This is a genomic window from Actinoplanes sp. NPDC023936 (assembly GCF_040639325.1).
Classification (GTDB): domain Bacteria; phylum Actinomycetota; class Actinomycetes; order Mycobacteriales; family Micromonosporaceae; genus Actinoplanes.
The window spans coordinates 21,839-36,015 of the sequence record NZ_JBEZZR010000019.1; the positions used below are offsets into that span (position 1 = coordinate 21,839).

9 protein-coding genes and 1 riboswitch are annotated in these 14,177 nt (G+C 69.9%); of the genes, 6 read left to right on the forward strand and 3 right to left on the reverse strand.

What is annotated here, in order from left to right:
* The first annotated feature begins 419 nt into the window (after positions 1-419).
* Positions 420-3,206 carry a leucine--tRNA ligase gene (gene leuS, locus AB0F72_RS23705; protein WP_360435129.1) on the forward strand — a complete coding sequence of 929 codons (2,787 nt, stop codon included), beginning with the start codon at positions 420-422 and terminating at the stop codon, positions 3,204-3,206.
* 1,162 nt (positions 3,207-4,368) lie between these two features.
* Here the strand turns inward: leuS and AB0F72_RS23710 are convergent.
* The 3 genes from AB0F72_RS23710 to AB0F72_RS23720 are packed head-to-tail and all read right to left on the reverse strand — an operon-like array spanning position 4,369 to position 7,067.
* Positions 4,369-5,103: a VTT domain-containing protein gene (locus tag AB0F72_RS23710; RefSeq protein ID WP_360435131.1), complete on the reverse strand. Its 735-nt coding sequence runs from the start codon at positions 5,101-5,103 to the stop codon at positions 4,369-4,371.
* Positions 5,104-5,143: 40 nt separating this feature from the next.
* Entirely contained in the window at positions 5,144-5,857 is a 714-nt protein-coding gene (locus AB0F72_RS23715) for a glutamine amidotransferase (RefSeq protein ID WP_360435133.1), read from the reverse strand.
* Positions 5,847-7,067 (reverse strand): MurT ligase domain-containing protein, encoded by a 1,221-nt coding sequence (locus tag AB0F72_RS23720; protein ID WP_360435343.1) that lies wholly within the window; start codon positions 7,065-7,067, stop codon positions 5,847-5,849. Before AB0F72_RS23720 ends, AB0F72_RS23715 begins: the two co-directional genes overlap by 11 nt.
* A 379-nt stretch (positions 7,068-7,446) precedes the next feature.
* A riboswitch (cyclic di-AMP (ydaO/yuaA leader) is annotated at positions 7,447-7,615 on the forward strand.
* A 39-nt stretch (positions 7,616-7,654) separates the two neighbouring features.
* Here AB0F72_RS23720 and AB0F72_RS23725 point away from each other — a divergent pair.
* The 5 genes from AB0F72_RS23725 (at position 7,655) to AB0F72_RS23745 (ending at position 14,109) form a co-directional block, all read left to right on the forward strand.
* Positions 7,655-8,443 carry an NlpC/P60 family protein gene (locus AB0F72_RS23725; protein WP_360435135.1) on the forward strand — a complete coding sequence of 263 codons (789 nt, stop codon included), beginning with the start codon at positions 7,655-7,657 and terminating at the stop codon, positions 8,441-8,443.
* A gap of 958 nt (positions 8,444-9,401) precedes the next feature.
* A complete protein-coding gene (mraZ, locus tag AB0F72_RS23730; RefSeq protein WP_014441632.1) occupies positions 9,402-9,833 on the forward strand; it encodes a division/cell wall cluster transcriptional repressor MraZ in 432 nt (143 codons plus the stop codon).
* A 242-nt stretch (positions 9,834-10,075) separates the two neighbouring features.
* Positions 10,076-11,140 (forward strand): 16S rRNA (cytosine(1402)-N(4))-methyltransferase RsmH, encoded by a 1,065-nt coding sequence (gene rsmH, locus AB0F72_RS23735; RefSeq protein ID WP_360435137.1) that lies wholly within the window; start codon positions 10,076-10,078, stop codon positions 11,138-11,140.
* 72 nt (positions 11,141-11,212) lie between these two features.
* Positions 11,213-11,830, forward strand: a complete 618-nt coding sequence (locus tag AB0F72_RS23740; protein WP_360435139.1) for a hypothetical protein — start codon at positions 11,213-11,215, stop codon at positions 11,828-11,830.
* Positions 11,831-11,835: 5 nt separating this feature from the next.
* A complete protein-coding gene (locus AB0F72_RS23745; protein ID WP_360435141.1) occupies positions 11,836-14,109 on the forward strand; it encodes a penicillin-binding transpeptidase domain-containing protein in 2,274 nt (757 codons plus the stop codon).
* The last annotated feature ends 68 nt before the right edge of the window (positions 14,110-14,177 follow it).

Genomic DNA, 14,177 nt, shown 5'->3' on the forward strand with positions numbered 1-14,177 from the left:
CAGGTCGGCGTTGTCACGGGCCTCCTCCAGGTTGTTTTTACCCCTGCGGTGGATATCACCCACGGTCAAGGGCATCGAAGGTTGCGGGCGCCCAGCGGCCGTGGGCCTCCGGCGCTCGCCGCCCGTCCCCACAGGTTATCTCTGTACGCACACATCGCCGAAAGGCCTGATCGAGACCAATTCGAGATAAGGAAACGGTCGCCTGTGGACAGCTCTGGCTATATCACCCACACGGCATGCCAGTCGCCGTGTGTGACCGGCGGCGGGTATCATGCAGCCATGGCTCGGTCCGTTCTGCTCCTTAGTCGGCCGTGCTGATCCGGTAACCGGACCAGGCACGGCGACCCCTCCTGCGTGAGGGGCTTTTTTATGCCCTGGAGCGCCCGACCCGCCCGACTTACTTAGACGAGATGGTGAAGATGAGCGAGACCGAGACCCCGCCGTTCCGTTACACCGCCGCGCTGGCCGGTGAGATCGAGCTGCGCTGGCAGGCCTACTGGGCCGAGAACGGGACGTTCCAGGCACCCAACCCGGTCGGCGAGCTGGCCGACCCCACGCACCCGCGGGCCGGCGCCCCCAAACTGCACGTGCAGGACATGTTCCCGTACCCGTCGGGCGCGGGCCTGCACGTCGGCCACCCGCTGGGATACATCGGCACCGACTGCTACACCCGCTTCCAGCGGATGGCCGGTTACAACGTGCTGCACCCGATGGGCTTCGACGCGTTCGGCCTGCCCGCCGAGCAGTACGCGGTGCAGACCGGCACCCACCCGGCGGTCACCACCGCCGCGAACGTCGAGCGCTACAAGTCGCAGCTGCGCCGGCTGGGCCTGGCCTACGACGAACGGCGCTCGTTCTCGACGACCGACCCGGAGTACTACCGCTGGACCCAGTGGATCTTCCTGCAGGTCTTCAACTCCTGGTTCGACCCGGAGCTGAAGAAGGCGCGGCCGATCAGTGAGCTGATCGAGCGGTTCGAGACCTCCGACCCGGAGTGGGCGGAGCTGTCCCCGGACGAGCGCCGCAAGCGGATCGACGACCACCGCCTGGCCTACATGAGCGAGGCGCCGGTCAACTGGTGCCCCGGGCTGGGCACCGTGCTGGCCAACGAGGAGGTCACGCCGGACGGCCGCAGCGAGCGCGGCAACTTCCCGGTCTTCAAGCGCAGCCTGAAGCAGTGGATGATGCGGATCACCGCGTACGGTGACCGGCTGGTCGATGACCTGGACACGCTGGACTGGCCGGAGCCGGTCAAGCTGATGCAGCGCAACTGGATCGGCCGGTCCCGTGGCGCCCACGTCGACTTCCCGGTCGGGTCCGAGACGATCACCGTGTTCACCACCCGTCCGGACACCCTGTTCGGCGCGACCTACATGGTGCTGGCGCCCGAGCACGAGCTGGTCCCGGTGATCACGCCCGCCGCGTGGCCGGCCGGCACCAACGCCAAGTGGACCGGCGGTCACGCGACCCCGGCCGAGGCGATCGCGGCGTACCAGGCGGCGGCCGCCGCGAAGACCGAGGAGGAGCGGACCGCCGACGGCAAGGTGAAGACCGGCGTCTTCACCGGCGCGTACGCGGTGAACCCGGTCAACGGGGTCCGCGTGCCGGTCTTCATCGCCGACTACGTGCTGGCCGGCTACGGCACCGGCGCGATCATGGCGGTGCCCGGCCAGGACGAGCGGGACTGGGCCTTCGCCGAGGTCTTCGAGCTGCCGATCATCCGTACCGTGGAAGCTCCTGAAGGTTTTGAAGGGGCTTTCACCGGCGACGGACCGGCGATCAACAGCGACTGGCTGAACGGCCAGGGCGTCGCCGAGGCGAAGGCCGCGATGATCGCCTGGCTGGAGGAGAACGGCAAGGGCCGGGGCGCCACCACCTACCGGCTGCGGGACTGGCTGTTCAGCCGGCAGCGGTACTGGGGCGAGCCGTTCCCGATCGTCTACGACGAGAGCGGCCTGCCGATCGCGCTGCCGGAGTCGATGCTGCCGGTCGAGCTGCCCGACGTCGACGACTTCTCGCCGCGCACCTTCGACCCCGACGACGCGGACACCGAGCCGGAGACGCCGCTGTCCCGCAAGAAGGACTGGGTGCAGGTCGAGCTGGACCTGGGCGACGGCCCGAAGATGTACACCCGCGAGACCAACACCATGCCGCAGTGGGCCGGCTCCTGCTGGTACGAGCTGCGCTACCTGGACCCGCACAACGACTCCCAGCTGGTCGACCCGGCCAACGAGGCCTACTGGATGGGCCCCGAGGCGGCCGGTGACTGCGGTGGCGTCGACCTGTACGTCGGCGGCGTCGAGCACGCCGTGCTGCACCTGCTGTACGCCCGCTTCTGGCACAAGGTGCTGTTCGACCTGGGTCACGTCTCGTCGTTCGAGCCGTTCCGGAAGCTGTTCAACCAGGGCTACATCCAGGCGTACGCCTTCCAGGACGACCGTGGCTTCTACGTGCCCGCCGAGGAGGTCGTCGAGCGCGACGGCAAGTACTTCTACGGCGAGCAGGAGGTCACCCGCTCGTACGGCAAGATGGGCAAGTCGCTGAAGAACGTCGTCACCCCCGACGAGATGTGCGATCAGTACGGGGCCGACACGTTCCGGGTCTACGAGATGGCGATGGGCCCGCTGGACGTCTCCCGCCCGTGGGAGACCCGTGCCGTCGTCGGCTCGCAGCGCTTCCTGCAGCGTGCCTGGCGTCTGGTCGTCGACGAGGAGACCGGCGCCACCCGGGTCACCGACGAGCCGCTGGACCCGAAGACCCGCAAGGTCCTGCACAAGGTCATCGCCGGTGTCCGGGAGGACATGGCCGAGCTGCGGTTCAACACCGCGATCGCCAAGCTGATCGAGCTGACGAACACGCTGACCCCGCTGCCGACCGTGTCCCGCGAGGCGGTCGAGCCGCTGGTGCTGATGCTGTCCCCGTTCGCGCCGCACCTGGCCGAGGAGCTGTGGGGCAAGCTGGGCCACACCGGGACGCTGGCCTACGCCGACTTCCCGGTCGCCGACCCGGCCCAGCTGGTCGCCGACTCGATCACCTACCCGGTGCAGGTCAACGGCAAGGTGCGCGGCCGGGTCGAGGTGTCGCCGGACACCGCTGAGGCGGAGGTCCGCTCGGCCGCGCTGGCCGCCGTCGCGGAGGCGCTGGCCGGCCGGGAGCCGAAGAAGGTCATCGTGGTGAAGGGCCGCCTGGTCTCGGTCGTCGTCTGACAGCTGTTGTGCAGCACGGCTCGTCGCGCTTCGGCGCGGCGGGCCGTTTGCTTCGATGCCCGGGGAACGGGGCTGGATCGCGCGACGCTGAATCGGCGGATGCTCTTGGAACGCGCGCCGCTGAGCGTGCCGGGGGCGGCCTCCCGGCTGAAGAGGCCGCCGCGGGTTCCACCCTGCGAACCAGCTGGTCCGGCTGGCGCGCAGGGTTCACGAATCGGGCGCTCGGGAGCACTGACCCTGTTGGCTGATGCCCGCCGCCCGGTAGTGCGCCGATGCGGCCGCACCCGGTAGTGCGCCGATGCGGCCGCGCGTCACGGTCGGTCGCCGCTGACCGTGGAGCGCTGGGGGTTTGCGTCATTCTGCAGGGCCTGGGGCGTCCGCGGGTTTCCGTGCAGCGCGGGGTTGACCGCGGATGCCGGCACGCTGGGTGACGACGGTTCGCGCTGATAGGCGGCGTCCCGGCCCTGGTCGTCGGCTGGCCCCCCGCAGCGGCGATGAACCCTGCCCCCGGCAACGTTGACGCGTCCGGAGCACTCACAACCAGCCGGGCCAGCTGGTCGTGAGTGCTGTTCTCGGGTGGTGTGGATCGTGGAAGGGCGTGGTCCGGCTGGCGCTCAGTGCTGCTCCGGCGAGCCGGCGAGGACACTGGCAGCCAGCCGGGCACGACGAGCTGGTCACCAGCGTTGCCGGCTACCTGTCTGGAGAGCACTGAGCGCCAGCCCGCCCGGACCGCTCCACGATCGACAACCGGGCGGCGCCACCTCACGTCCCTACCGGGCGACGGTTCGTCGATCAGCCGGCAAGGTCAGTGCTGTGCGCACGAACCTGCGACGCGGGCGCTGACCGTCACCACCCGCGGGACCCCTGTGGGTGGCACGGCGGGGCCCTGCGGGGTGAGGGGACGCGGGGCCCTCCGGGGTGAGGGGACGCCGGGGCCCGCCGGGGCCCTTCGGGGTGAGGGGGCGCCGGGGCCGGCGGTGGCGGGCGCCGGCGGAAGGGGCCGTCAGGTGGCGATAGCCCGGGGACGGTGGGGTGCGGTTGGGGAGTTGTGGCGCGTAATGAGAAGGAAAGCCGCCGGCGGAACGCCTCAGCCCGGCCAACCGGTGGGTGACCGGGGCCGGGCCGTGAGAGAGACGCGGGGGCGGGCGAAAAAGGCGCTCGATCAGGCCGGGACGGCAGCGGCGGCTGTGGCGGCGCGGCGGGAGGTGTAGCGCCAGCGGAGGACGATCGCGGTGGAGATGGCGAAGCCGATCGCCGCGGGGGCGAGGGTTGCCGCGTTCATCTCGCCCGGGGCGGCCACCGCGGCGCCGATCACGGCGTAGGTGACAGTCGACGGGATGGCGGCGATCGTGGTGCCGAGGAGGTAGCGCTTGCGGCAGACGCTTGTGGTGCCGTAGGCGTAGCCGACCAGGCCGAACGGGGCGAGCGGGAGGAAACGGACCAGCAGGACGGCGGAGAGGCCTCGGCGGTTGAGCCAGCCGTCCAGACGGTCCAGTCTGCTGCCGGCGCGGGCCTTCAGGGCGCCGCGGCCGGCCCAGCGGCCCGCGTAGTACGTGGCCGTCGCCGCGATGATCGCTGCGGCCAGGGCGGCGAGGGCGCCCGTGGCGGCGCCCAGCAGGAGGCCGCAGAGCAGGGTGATCGCGGTGCGCGGGACCAGCACCGAGAGGAGCAGGCCGCCGATCACCGCGACGGCGGCGGGGGCGGCCGCGCCGAGGGATTCGACGCTGGCGCCGATCTCCCGCAGCGGGAGCGTGGCGGCCGCGACCGCGAGGGCGCCCACCACGCCGCCGAGCATGCCGAACCGGATGAGACGACGCTTCCACGTGATCGGAGGGGCGTCCTGAGGGTCCGCGGAGTTCTGAACTGCGCCCCGCGGGGCGATCAGGATGTCGGTCATGCAGGCCTACCGCCCCAACTGTCGTCGATTCCGTAAAAAATCAAACGGCGCTTGCAGCTTCCAGCCGCTCCTGGCGTAGCCGGTCGGCCCACGTGTCGTCCAGGGGCGCAAGCCTATCCGCGCCGGTTGACCAGCGCAGTAGCAGATCGGCTATAGCTGGGTTGCGAGCGAGCGCCGGGCCGTGCGAGTACGTCCCGAGGATCTTGCCGGCCCACGCGCCCTCGGTCTGGCCGTCGTTGCCGACGCCCGCGGTGACGCGGGCGAGCGGGGCCGCGTGCGCACCGAGGTGGGTGCGCCCGCCGTGGTTCTCGAAGCCGGTCAGCGGGGGCAGACCGAGTCGCGAGTCGATGTCACCGCGCAGCTCTCCGACCGCCCGGGTGACACCCCGGTCCGAGGTTATGTCGAGCAAACCGAGACCCGAGCACTTCGCCCCTTTTGCGAAGAAAGAGTGCCCGAAAAGTTGATAACCGGCACAGATCGCCAGGACGGCGGCGCCCTGGTTGACGGCCCGGTGCAGGCCGCCGTCGGTGAGCAGGCGCTGCGCGGCGAGAGCCTGCGGGCCGTCCTCGCCGCCACCGATCAGATAGATGTCGGCCGAGGTCGGCATCTGCTGGTCGGAACGGACCTCGTAGGTCTCCACCGGGATGCCGCGGGCGGCCGCCCGGTGGGCCAGGATCGACAGGTTGCCCCGGTCGCCGTAGGTCGACAGCAGATCGGGGTAGATCCACACGATCCGGAGGCTCTCAGTTGACACGGTCCAACTCCGCTCGGATGTCCTGGAACGCCGTGTAGTTGGCGATCACTTCGAGTCGGCCGGGCGGAACGGCCCGCAGCGCCTCGTCGAAACTCTGTACGTGCCGGAACGGCACCTGGTTCACCTGGAGCCGGACGGCCAGGTCGTAGGCGCGGTCGCCGGTGATCAGCACCGGGCGGTTGCGCAGTGGTGAGAAGTCGACGTCGTACAGCCACGAGGTGTCGAAGCCGTCGGGGTCGCGGGCGTTGATGGAGAGCAGTGTCGGCGCGTGCTCCGCCATGTCGAACGCCTCCAGCCAGCTGGCCGGGTTCTTGGCGAGCAGCAGCCGGATGTTGCGGCCGTCCCGGTCGACCTGCGCGTACCGCCCGGCGATCGACGTCACCCGGGAGAGCCGGGGCAGCGCCTCTATCGGGCGCACCCCGAACTCGGCGGCGACGGCGAGCGCGGTGGCCGCGTTGCCGATGTTCACCTTGCCGGGAAGCTGAAGTTTCACCAGGTGCCAGTCGCCGCGCGGGTCGATCACGCCCTCGTCCTCGACCGACCAGTGCGCGCGGGGCCGGCGCAGCGGGCAGCCGGTGCACCACCAGTCGCCGTTGGCGCGCTCGATCGGATGGCCGCTCTCCGGGCAGACGAACGAGTCGTCGAGCCAGCGCTGGCCGGCGCTGAACCAGGTCACCTGCGGGCTGCTGCTGGCGGCCCAGACGACCATCGGGTCGTCCGAGTTCGCCACGACCTTGATGTTGGGGTGGCTGGCGAGCGTGGTCTTCCACAGCTGCGCCATCATCGCCACCTCCTTCGCCCGGTCCAGCTGGTCGCGGGAGAGGTTGAGCAGGGCCACCACCTTGGGGCGGGTGGCCTCGATGACCTGGGCCAGATAGTGCTCGTCGACCTCGAGGACGGCGAACGGGGTGTGTCCCTCTTTCGCCAGCGCCGAGGTGTGGCCGGTCGGCATGTTCGCGCCGAATGAGTTCGTGGCGACCCGGCCGAGCACACCGACCGCCGCGGCGGTGAGCCGCGTCGTGGTGGTCTTGCCGTTGGTCCCGGAGACGAGCGCCACAGCCCGGCCGGACGAGAGGTGGGCCAGCAGGTCGGGGTCGATCTTGAGGCCGATCCAGCCGCCGATGACCGAGCCGTCGCCGCGTCCAGCAGCCCTGGAGAGCGCCGCGGCGGTCTTCGACGCAGTGGTCGCGACCTTGGCGATAAGAGGCATCTTCCCGTCCGTCACGCCAGCGAGGGTACCGGACCGAAAGGTTACGTCGAGTTGCCGTCCGGTCAAGATCGGATGCGACTTGTGTTTGTACCGCTCTCAACGTTTTGACATGGGTTCCGGGTTGGCGGCCGAAGAATTGTGTGTTCTGTTTCACCCGTAACCTTCGACTGATCGTGTTCGGACGACCCCAAGGGGTAATGGCATTTGTCTCCGGGCGGTAACAAACCGGACACCGACATGTGTGCCAATTACTGTGCGTGACATTTTCGGCCCTGACGATCACGCGGAAGGTCGGGTACCAAGGTTGGGCCGGGTGCAAACGCATCCGGCTCGCACCAGCCCGGCCCACGCCGAGCCCTGCCCCGAGCTGGACGGTGCGACCACCGCAACACCGGAACCACACACAAGGCATCAGGGGGCAGGGACGGGGGACCCATAACCGGCCGGTTCAGCTCCACACCGGCCTCGGGGTGAAGTCGCCTAGCGACCGGGCACACCTTCCCGCCCGAACCCGACAGCTAACCTCGCAGGCGTGCCGGAGGGATATCTCTACCGTGCACGAACACAGTTCGCGCCGTGGCAGCCGCGTGTCTCGCGGCGCCGGCACAGTCGCACTGTCTCTGGGTCTCTGCCTCTGCGCCGGGCAGCTGGTCACCGCGTCTCCCGCGGTCGCGGCCAGCACCACCCCGGTCGTCAAGGTCGCCGCTTCCGCGGCGGCCGCGAAGGTCAAGCCCAAGCTGACCGCCAAGGCCAGCACCCGGAAGCTCCCCTGGGGCTCCACCCTCAAGGTGACCGCCAAGGTCATCGACCCGCGTACCGGCAAGGTCGCCAAGGGCACGGTCCGGCTCCAGGGCCTGGTCGGCGGCAAGTGGAAGACGTGGGACACCGAGACCGTCAAGAACCAGAACGGGACGGTCACCCTCAAGTACGCCCCCAAGAACACGTACTACATCCGGACCCTCTTCACGGGCTCCGGCTTCAGCACCGCGAGCACCGGCAAGACGAAGATCACCGTCAAGGCCAGCGGCGCGAAGATCCTCGCTGAGGCGAAGAAGCACAAGGGCGCCCTGTACAAGTACGGCGCGTCGGGCCCCAAGCGCTTCGACTGCTCGGGCTACACCAAGTACGTCTACAAGAAGGCAGCCGGCAAGTCGCTGCCCCACAAGGCGAACTCGCAGCAGAAGTACGGCAAGAGCGTCAGCAAGAGCAAGAAGAAGGTCGGCGACCTGATCGTCTTCCGCAACGGGTCGTACGGCTACCACGCCGGCATCTACGCCGGTAACGGCTACATCTACGACTCGCCGCACACCGGCGCCCGGGTCGGCAAGCACAAGATCTGGAGCAAGAACTACGTCGTCCGGCGTCTCGTCGCCTGACGTCTGTAGTTGGGTGTCGCCTGTAGTTGGGTGACGTCTGTAGTAAGTAAGGAAGGACCGGCACGCGGCGTGGTGGCGCCGTAGCCGTTGATCACGCCTGTGGGGTGTGGCCCGATGATGGGTCACGCCCCACAGGCGTTTCTTTTTCGGGTACGGGTGACCCCGTTCCCCGCCGCAGACGAGCCGTTCCCGTGAGTCCGCGCGGCCGGGTGGGTGGTCCGGGCCGTCCGGCGGGTTTCGCTACCGGTGCATGGGCACGCGCTACGGGCTCGCCGGGTGATCGCCGGCGGTTCGGGCGGCCCCGGGTGGGCGAGCCGTAGCTCAGGCCTGTGATCAAGGGCCTGTTGCCTGTCGGGGCTACGGCTGGCGATGCCGGGCCGTAGCTGGGGCCTGTGATCACGGGGTTGTTGCCTGCGCGGGCTACGGCTCGCGGCGCCGGGCCGTAGCTGAGGCCTGTGATCACAGGGCTTTTACCCGCCTGGGCTACGGCTCGCGGGGGTGGGGTGGCGCGGTACCTGCGTGGGCTACGGCTCGCGGGGGTGGGGTGGCGCGATACCTGTGTGCGCTACGGCTCGGGATTTGGCGGCTCCGTTTTGCTCCACCTGGGGGGCTCACTTTTGCTCCACCTGGGGGCTCCACTTTGCTCCACCTTTGCGGTGAAGGGTGGCCTCCCACACTTTGAACAGGGAGCTTTCGGACCGGCTGGGCTCGATGTCGGAAACGAGACTCCGTCGATCATGGTTCGGCCCTCCACTTGGGGGCACCGCCTGTGAACTGGGAATACGTCCGCGAAAAGGGCTCGCGAGCGGCTCCATTCGGGTTGCAGGTGGAGGGAAGTGGAGTAGAGTGGGGCGCAGTGGCAGGACCGAGGAAATGAACCGGGACTGTCGGCCCGAGTTGACAGGCGAGACCGCTCCACCGCGAAGGAGTGCGACGCCACGGCAAGGGGGGTTGGCCGATGTTCCTCGGCACGCACACCCCGCGCCTGGACGAAAAGGGCCGGCTGATCCTCCCGGCGAAGTTCCGTGATGAGCTGGCGGGAGGTGTCGTGATCACGAAGGGGCAGGAGCGCTGTCTGTACGTGTTCCCGATGCCGGAGTTCCAGCGCATCGCCGGTCAGCTCCGTGAGGCGCCGGTGACGAACAAGGCCGCCCGGGCTTACAGCCGGGTGTTCTTCGCCAGCGCGCACGACGAGGTGCCCGACAAGCAGGGCCGGGTGACGATCCCGGCGCACTTGCGGGAGTACGCGAGTCTCGGCCGCGACCTCGTGGTGATCGGGGCGAGCACCCGGGTCGAGGTCTGGGACAAGCAGGCCTGGGACGACTACCTCACGGCGAGCGAGGAAGAGTTCGCCGACATCGAGGAGGGGGTGCTGCCCGGCGGACTGTAAGGCGTGGCACCTCGGTGGCCGCAACGCGGCCCGGACGCCACTGCCGCCGTACTGCGAGATCTCCAGCCGCTCCCGCTCCTGGCGCCTCTTCCCCGGCGCCAGGCGCGTGTCCGGGGCCGGCCGTCCCGCTATGGGACAGCCCGGCACGGGACACGAGCGGATGGGGATCTGGCGGTACGGACGGGCGGCCGGGCCGGTACGGCGAACGAGCAACACCTGGGTGAGACGCGAACGGGCAGGCAATGGGGGTCGTAATGGGGGAGCCGCGAGGCACACACGTGCCGGTGCTGCTCGAGCGCTGTCTTGAGTTGCTCGCTCCCGCACTGCAGTTGCCGGGCGCCGTCCACGTCGACTTCACGCTGGGTCTCGGCGGGCACGCCGAGGCAGTCCTCGAGCGGTACCCGGACATCGTCCTGGTCGGCCTCGACCGGGACACCGAGGCGCTCGCTCACGCGCGGCACCGGCTGACCCGGTTCGCCGGGCGGACGCATCTGGTGCACGCGGTCTACGACGAGTTGCCGAGGGTTCTGGCCGAGCTCGGCATCCCGGCGATCCACAGCGGACTGTTCGACCTCGGGGTCTCCTCGTTGCAGCTGGACGAGGCGGACCGCGGTTTCGCGTACGCGCAGGACGCTCCCCTGGACATGCGGATGGACCAGTCCCGGGGCGTGACCGCCGAGGAAGTGGTCAACGGGTACGAGCCGGGCGAACTGGTCCGGATTCTCCGGCAGTACGGCGAGGAGAAGTTCGCGCCGCGGGTCGTCTCGGCGATCGTGCGCGAGCGGGCGAAAGCCCGGATCACCTCGACGGCGCGGCTGGCGGAGCTGATCAAGGATGCGATCCCGGCCGCCGCGCGCCGAACGGGTGGCAATCCCGCAAAAAGGACGTTCCAGGCACTACGCATTGAGGTCAACGCCGAACTGGACGCTCTCGAGGGTGCGGTTCCGGCGGCTTTGGATGCGTTGGCGCCTAAGGGGCGGCTTGTGGTGATGAGTTATCAATCACTTGAGGACAAAATCGTGAAGCGTGCGCTCGCTGAGAGGGCACGTAGCACCGGGCCGATCGACCTTCCGGTCGAGCTGCCCGGCACCGGTCCGACGCTGCGGCTGCTCACCCGGGGGTCCGAGCTGCCCAGCGAGGCGGAGGTGACGGCCAACCCGAGGGCAGCCTCGGTGAAGCTGCGGGCGGTGGAACGGATCGACGAGCAGGAGCAGGGGCAGGGACAGGGGCGTAAGTACAGCCAGGCACCGGTGAGCCGCCGCGAACGGCCCCGGATGTCCGGGCCTACGCCTCGCGAAGAGCAATAACCCCGGGGTTGAACGCGCGGGGGACAGGGGCGGTTACGCCCGGGGGCGAAAAGAAGAGGGGGAGGGATGAGCATGAGTGAGCGAATCGACGCGCCGCGGCCGGGGGGCCGTGCCGCGCCGCGTGACACCAAGGGAACTGGCGCCCGGGGGGTGCGCCAGTCCTCCGGCCGGCCCGACACGCCCCGCTCCGGGATGGGGCGGAATGGCGAAGCGGACGGCACGGCCGCCCTGGCGCTCGAAGTTACGGACCTTTCGGTCAGCTCCGGTGAGCCGGTCGCCGCCGGCCGTCCCCGTCTGTGGGTCGCGCCGCCGCTGCCGATGCGGGCGCCGCGGGCGACCTTCGCCGCGTCCGTGATCGCCGTGGTGCTCGTGGGTGTGCTCGGCATCCTCCTGATCAACACGAAGACGATGGAGCAGTCCTTCCAGCTCGACGCGCTGCAGAAGGAGCAGTCCTCGCTGGACAAGCAGCAGCAGGGCCTGGAACAGCAGCTCATCCAGGCGTCCAACCCGGGCAACCTGCACGCCGCGGCGCGCCGGCTCGGGCTGGTCATGGCCGAGTCGCCGGCGATGATCCGGCTTCCGGACGGCAAGATCAGCCGGATTCCGACGCCGGGCCGCGGTCAGCCGGGCGTGACCGCGCAGAGCGGTCTGGACAACGCCGGTACGCCGACCACGGGCGCCGGGCGGTAACCGACATGTCGCCGCGAGACGACGAGACACCGCGCCGGGGTACTCAGCCCCGGCGCGGTTCGTCACGTGACCTGCCCGCCGACGAGCCCGAGGAGACCACCGGTCGCCGCGGGCGGTCCAGCATCTCCGACGCGCGGGCCTACACGCCGCGCGGGCGGACCGTGGCCGAGCGGGGACGGCTGCCGCGCTCCGGACGGACCACTGATCCGTTCCGGCCGGCTCTGCAGGTGCTCGACGGCGGCGACACGGCGCCGCGCGCCCGCGGCCGGAACCAGGGTGCTCGCGATGCCACCGACGACGGGACGGACTCGCGCCGGGGTGAGCGGGAGCGTGCTGTCCCTCGTACGAAGAAGGAAGCTGTCCCCCGTACCAAGAAGGAACCGGAAGCCGCACCGCGGCGCCGGCAGCCCGCCCGGCCGGAGAAACGCCCGGAGCGCAGGCCCGAGAAGCGGGTGGAGCGCGGGTCCGACAGGCGGGTGGAGCGGCCGGCCCGACGACCGGAGAAGCGGGTGCCGGCGGAACCGCCGAAGCTCGCGAACAGCACCCGGCGGCTGCGGCTCGGCACCGTGCTCGCGCTCTCGCTCTTCGTGATGATCGGGGTGCGCCTGGTCGTGCTCCAGGTCGCGACGTCGCCGGAGGAGGCCGCCAGCCTGCTCGAGCTGCGGGAGCGCCGGCTCAGCACTGTCGAGTTGCCGGCGCCGCGCGGCAGCATCCTGGACAGTTCCGGCAACGTTCTCGCGCACAGCGTGGAGGCACGGTACGTCTACGTCGACCCGGAGAACGCGGAGCTCCAGAAGGACATCCCGGGCACCGCTGCCAAGCTCGCGCCGCTGCTCCGGATCCAGCAGTCCAAGCTGATCGAGCTGATGCAGCGCAAGCAGTCGCTGGGCCGCTGGCTCAAGTTCCGCTACCTGGCCCGCGGTGTCGACGTGGCGGTCGCCGACAAGATCGAGGCGATGAAGCTCGACGGCATCTACACGCACAGCGACGAGCGGCGTGACGTGCCCGGCAAGGACCTCGCGGCGAACCTGATCGGCTTCACCGGCGACGACCACCACGGCCTGGAAGGGCTGGAGGCGCGCTACGACGAGTTGCTGCACGGCACCGACGGCAAGCGGGTCTTCGAGGTCGGCAAGGGCAGCCTGGGCGCGCCGATCCCGGGTGGGTACGAGCAGTTCACGGCCGCCAAGCCGGGCAACTCGCTGCAGCTCACGATCGACCGCGACGTGCAGTACGAGGTGCAGCGGTTCCTCGACGCCCAGGCGGAGAAGAAGAAGGCGACGGTGGCCGGCGCCGTGGTGCTCGACGCCCGCACCGGTGAGGTGCTCGCGCAGGCCAGCTACCCGTCCTACAACGCCGCGAAGCCGGAGGACTCCGACGCGCAGGAGCGGATCGACGTGCCGACCAGCGTCGTCACCGACCCCGGCTCCAGCCACAAGGCGTTCATCTTCGGCGCGGCGCTGCAGGAAGGCCTGATCACGCCGGACTCCACGCTCAAGATCGGGCCGGCGCTGGAGCGGGGCGGCGAGCCGTTCGAGGACACCCACCCGCAGCCCAAGGGCACCGAGATGACCATGCCGGGCCTGCTCGCGTACTCCTCCAACGTCGGCACCATCCTGATCGGGGAGAAGCTCGGCAAGGAGAAGATCTACGAGTACCAGCAGAAGTTCGGCCTCGGCCAGGCCACCGGCGTGGGCATGCCGGGTGAGGCCGAGGGGATGCTGCTGAGGCCGGAGGACTGGAGTGGCTCGGCCGCGGGCTCGGTGCCGATCGGGCACAGCGTCTCGGCGACCCTGATCCAGATGGCGGCGGCCTACGGGGCGATCGCGAACGACGGCACCTACGTCCAGCCGCACCTGATCAAGGCGACCATCTCCGGGGCCGACGGCAAGGTCACCCCGGCCGCCGCGCCGAAAACCCACAAAGTGCTCGAACCGGCGGTCGCCTCGCAGCTGCGGACGATGATGGAGGCCGTGGTCGACGTGAAGGGTGGCACCGGCGGGGCGGCGGCCGTGACCGGGTACCGGGTGGCCGGCAAGACCGGCACCGGCAAGATGCTCATCGACGGGCAGTACACCAGCCACAACGCCAGCTCGTTCATCGGCATGGCGCCCGCCGAGAACCCGCGGTACGTGATCGCGGTGTCGATGGACGTCGCCACCGGCGGCGGCGGCGACGTGGCCGCGCCGGCCTTCAGCGAGATGATGTCTTACACACTGCTCCATTACCGTGTGCCACCATCCGGTACGAAGCCACCGACTTTCAAGATCCATCCATGAACTCCGGCCGCATGGCGTTGACGAGAACCTGTGCGGCACGGGGTAGGGTCTGACGCCGTGTCCGGCAT

Coding starts and splice junctions, on each gene's coding strand:
- leuS (WP_360435129.1), top strand. CDS start 420: ATGAGCGAGACCGAGACCCCGCCGTTCCGTTACACCGCCGCGCTGGCC.
- AB0F72_RS23710 (WP_360435131.1), bottom strand. CDS start 5,103: ATGACCGACATCCTGATCGCCCCGCGGGGCGCAGTTCAGAACTCCGCG.
- AB0F72_RS23720 (WP_360435343.1), bottom strand. CDS start 7,067: ATGCCTCTTATCGCCAAGGTCGCGACCACTGCGTCGAAGACCGCCGCG.
- mraZ (WP_014441632.1), top strand. CDS start 9,402: ATGTTCCTCGGCACGCACACCCCGCGCCTGGACGAAAAGGGCCGGCTG.
- rsmH (WP_360435137.1), top strand. CDS start 10,076: ATGGGGGTCGTAATGGGGGAGCCGCGAGGCACACACGTGCCGGTGCTG.
- AB0F72_RS23740 (WP_360435139.1), top strand. CDS start 11,213: ATGAGTGAGCGAATCGACGCGCCGCGGCCGGGGGGCCGTGCCGCGCCG.
- AB0F72_RS23745 (WP_360435141.1), top strand. CDS start 11,836: ATGTCGCCGCGAGACGACGAGACACCGCGCCGGGGTACTCAGCCCCGG.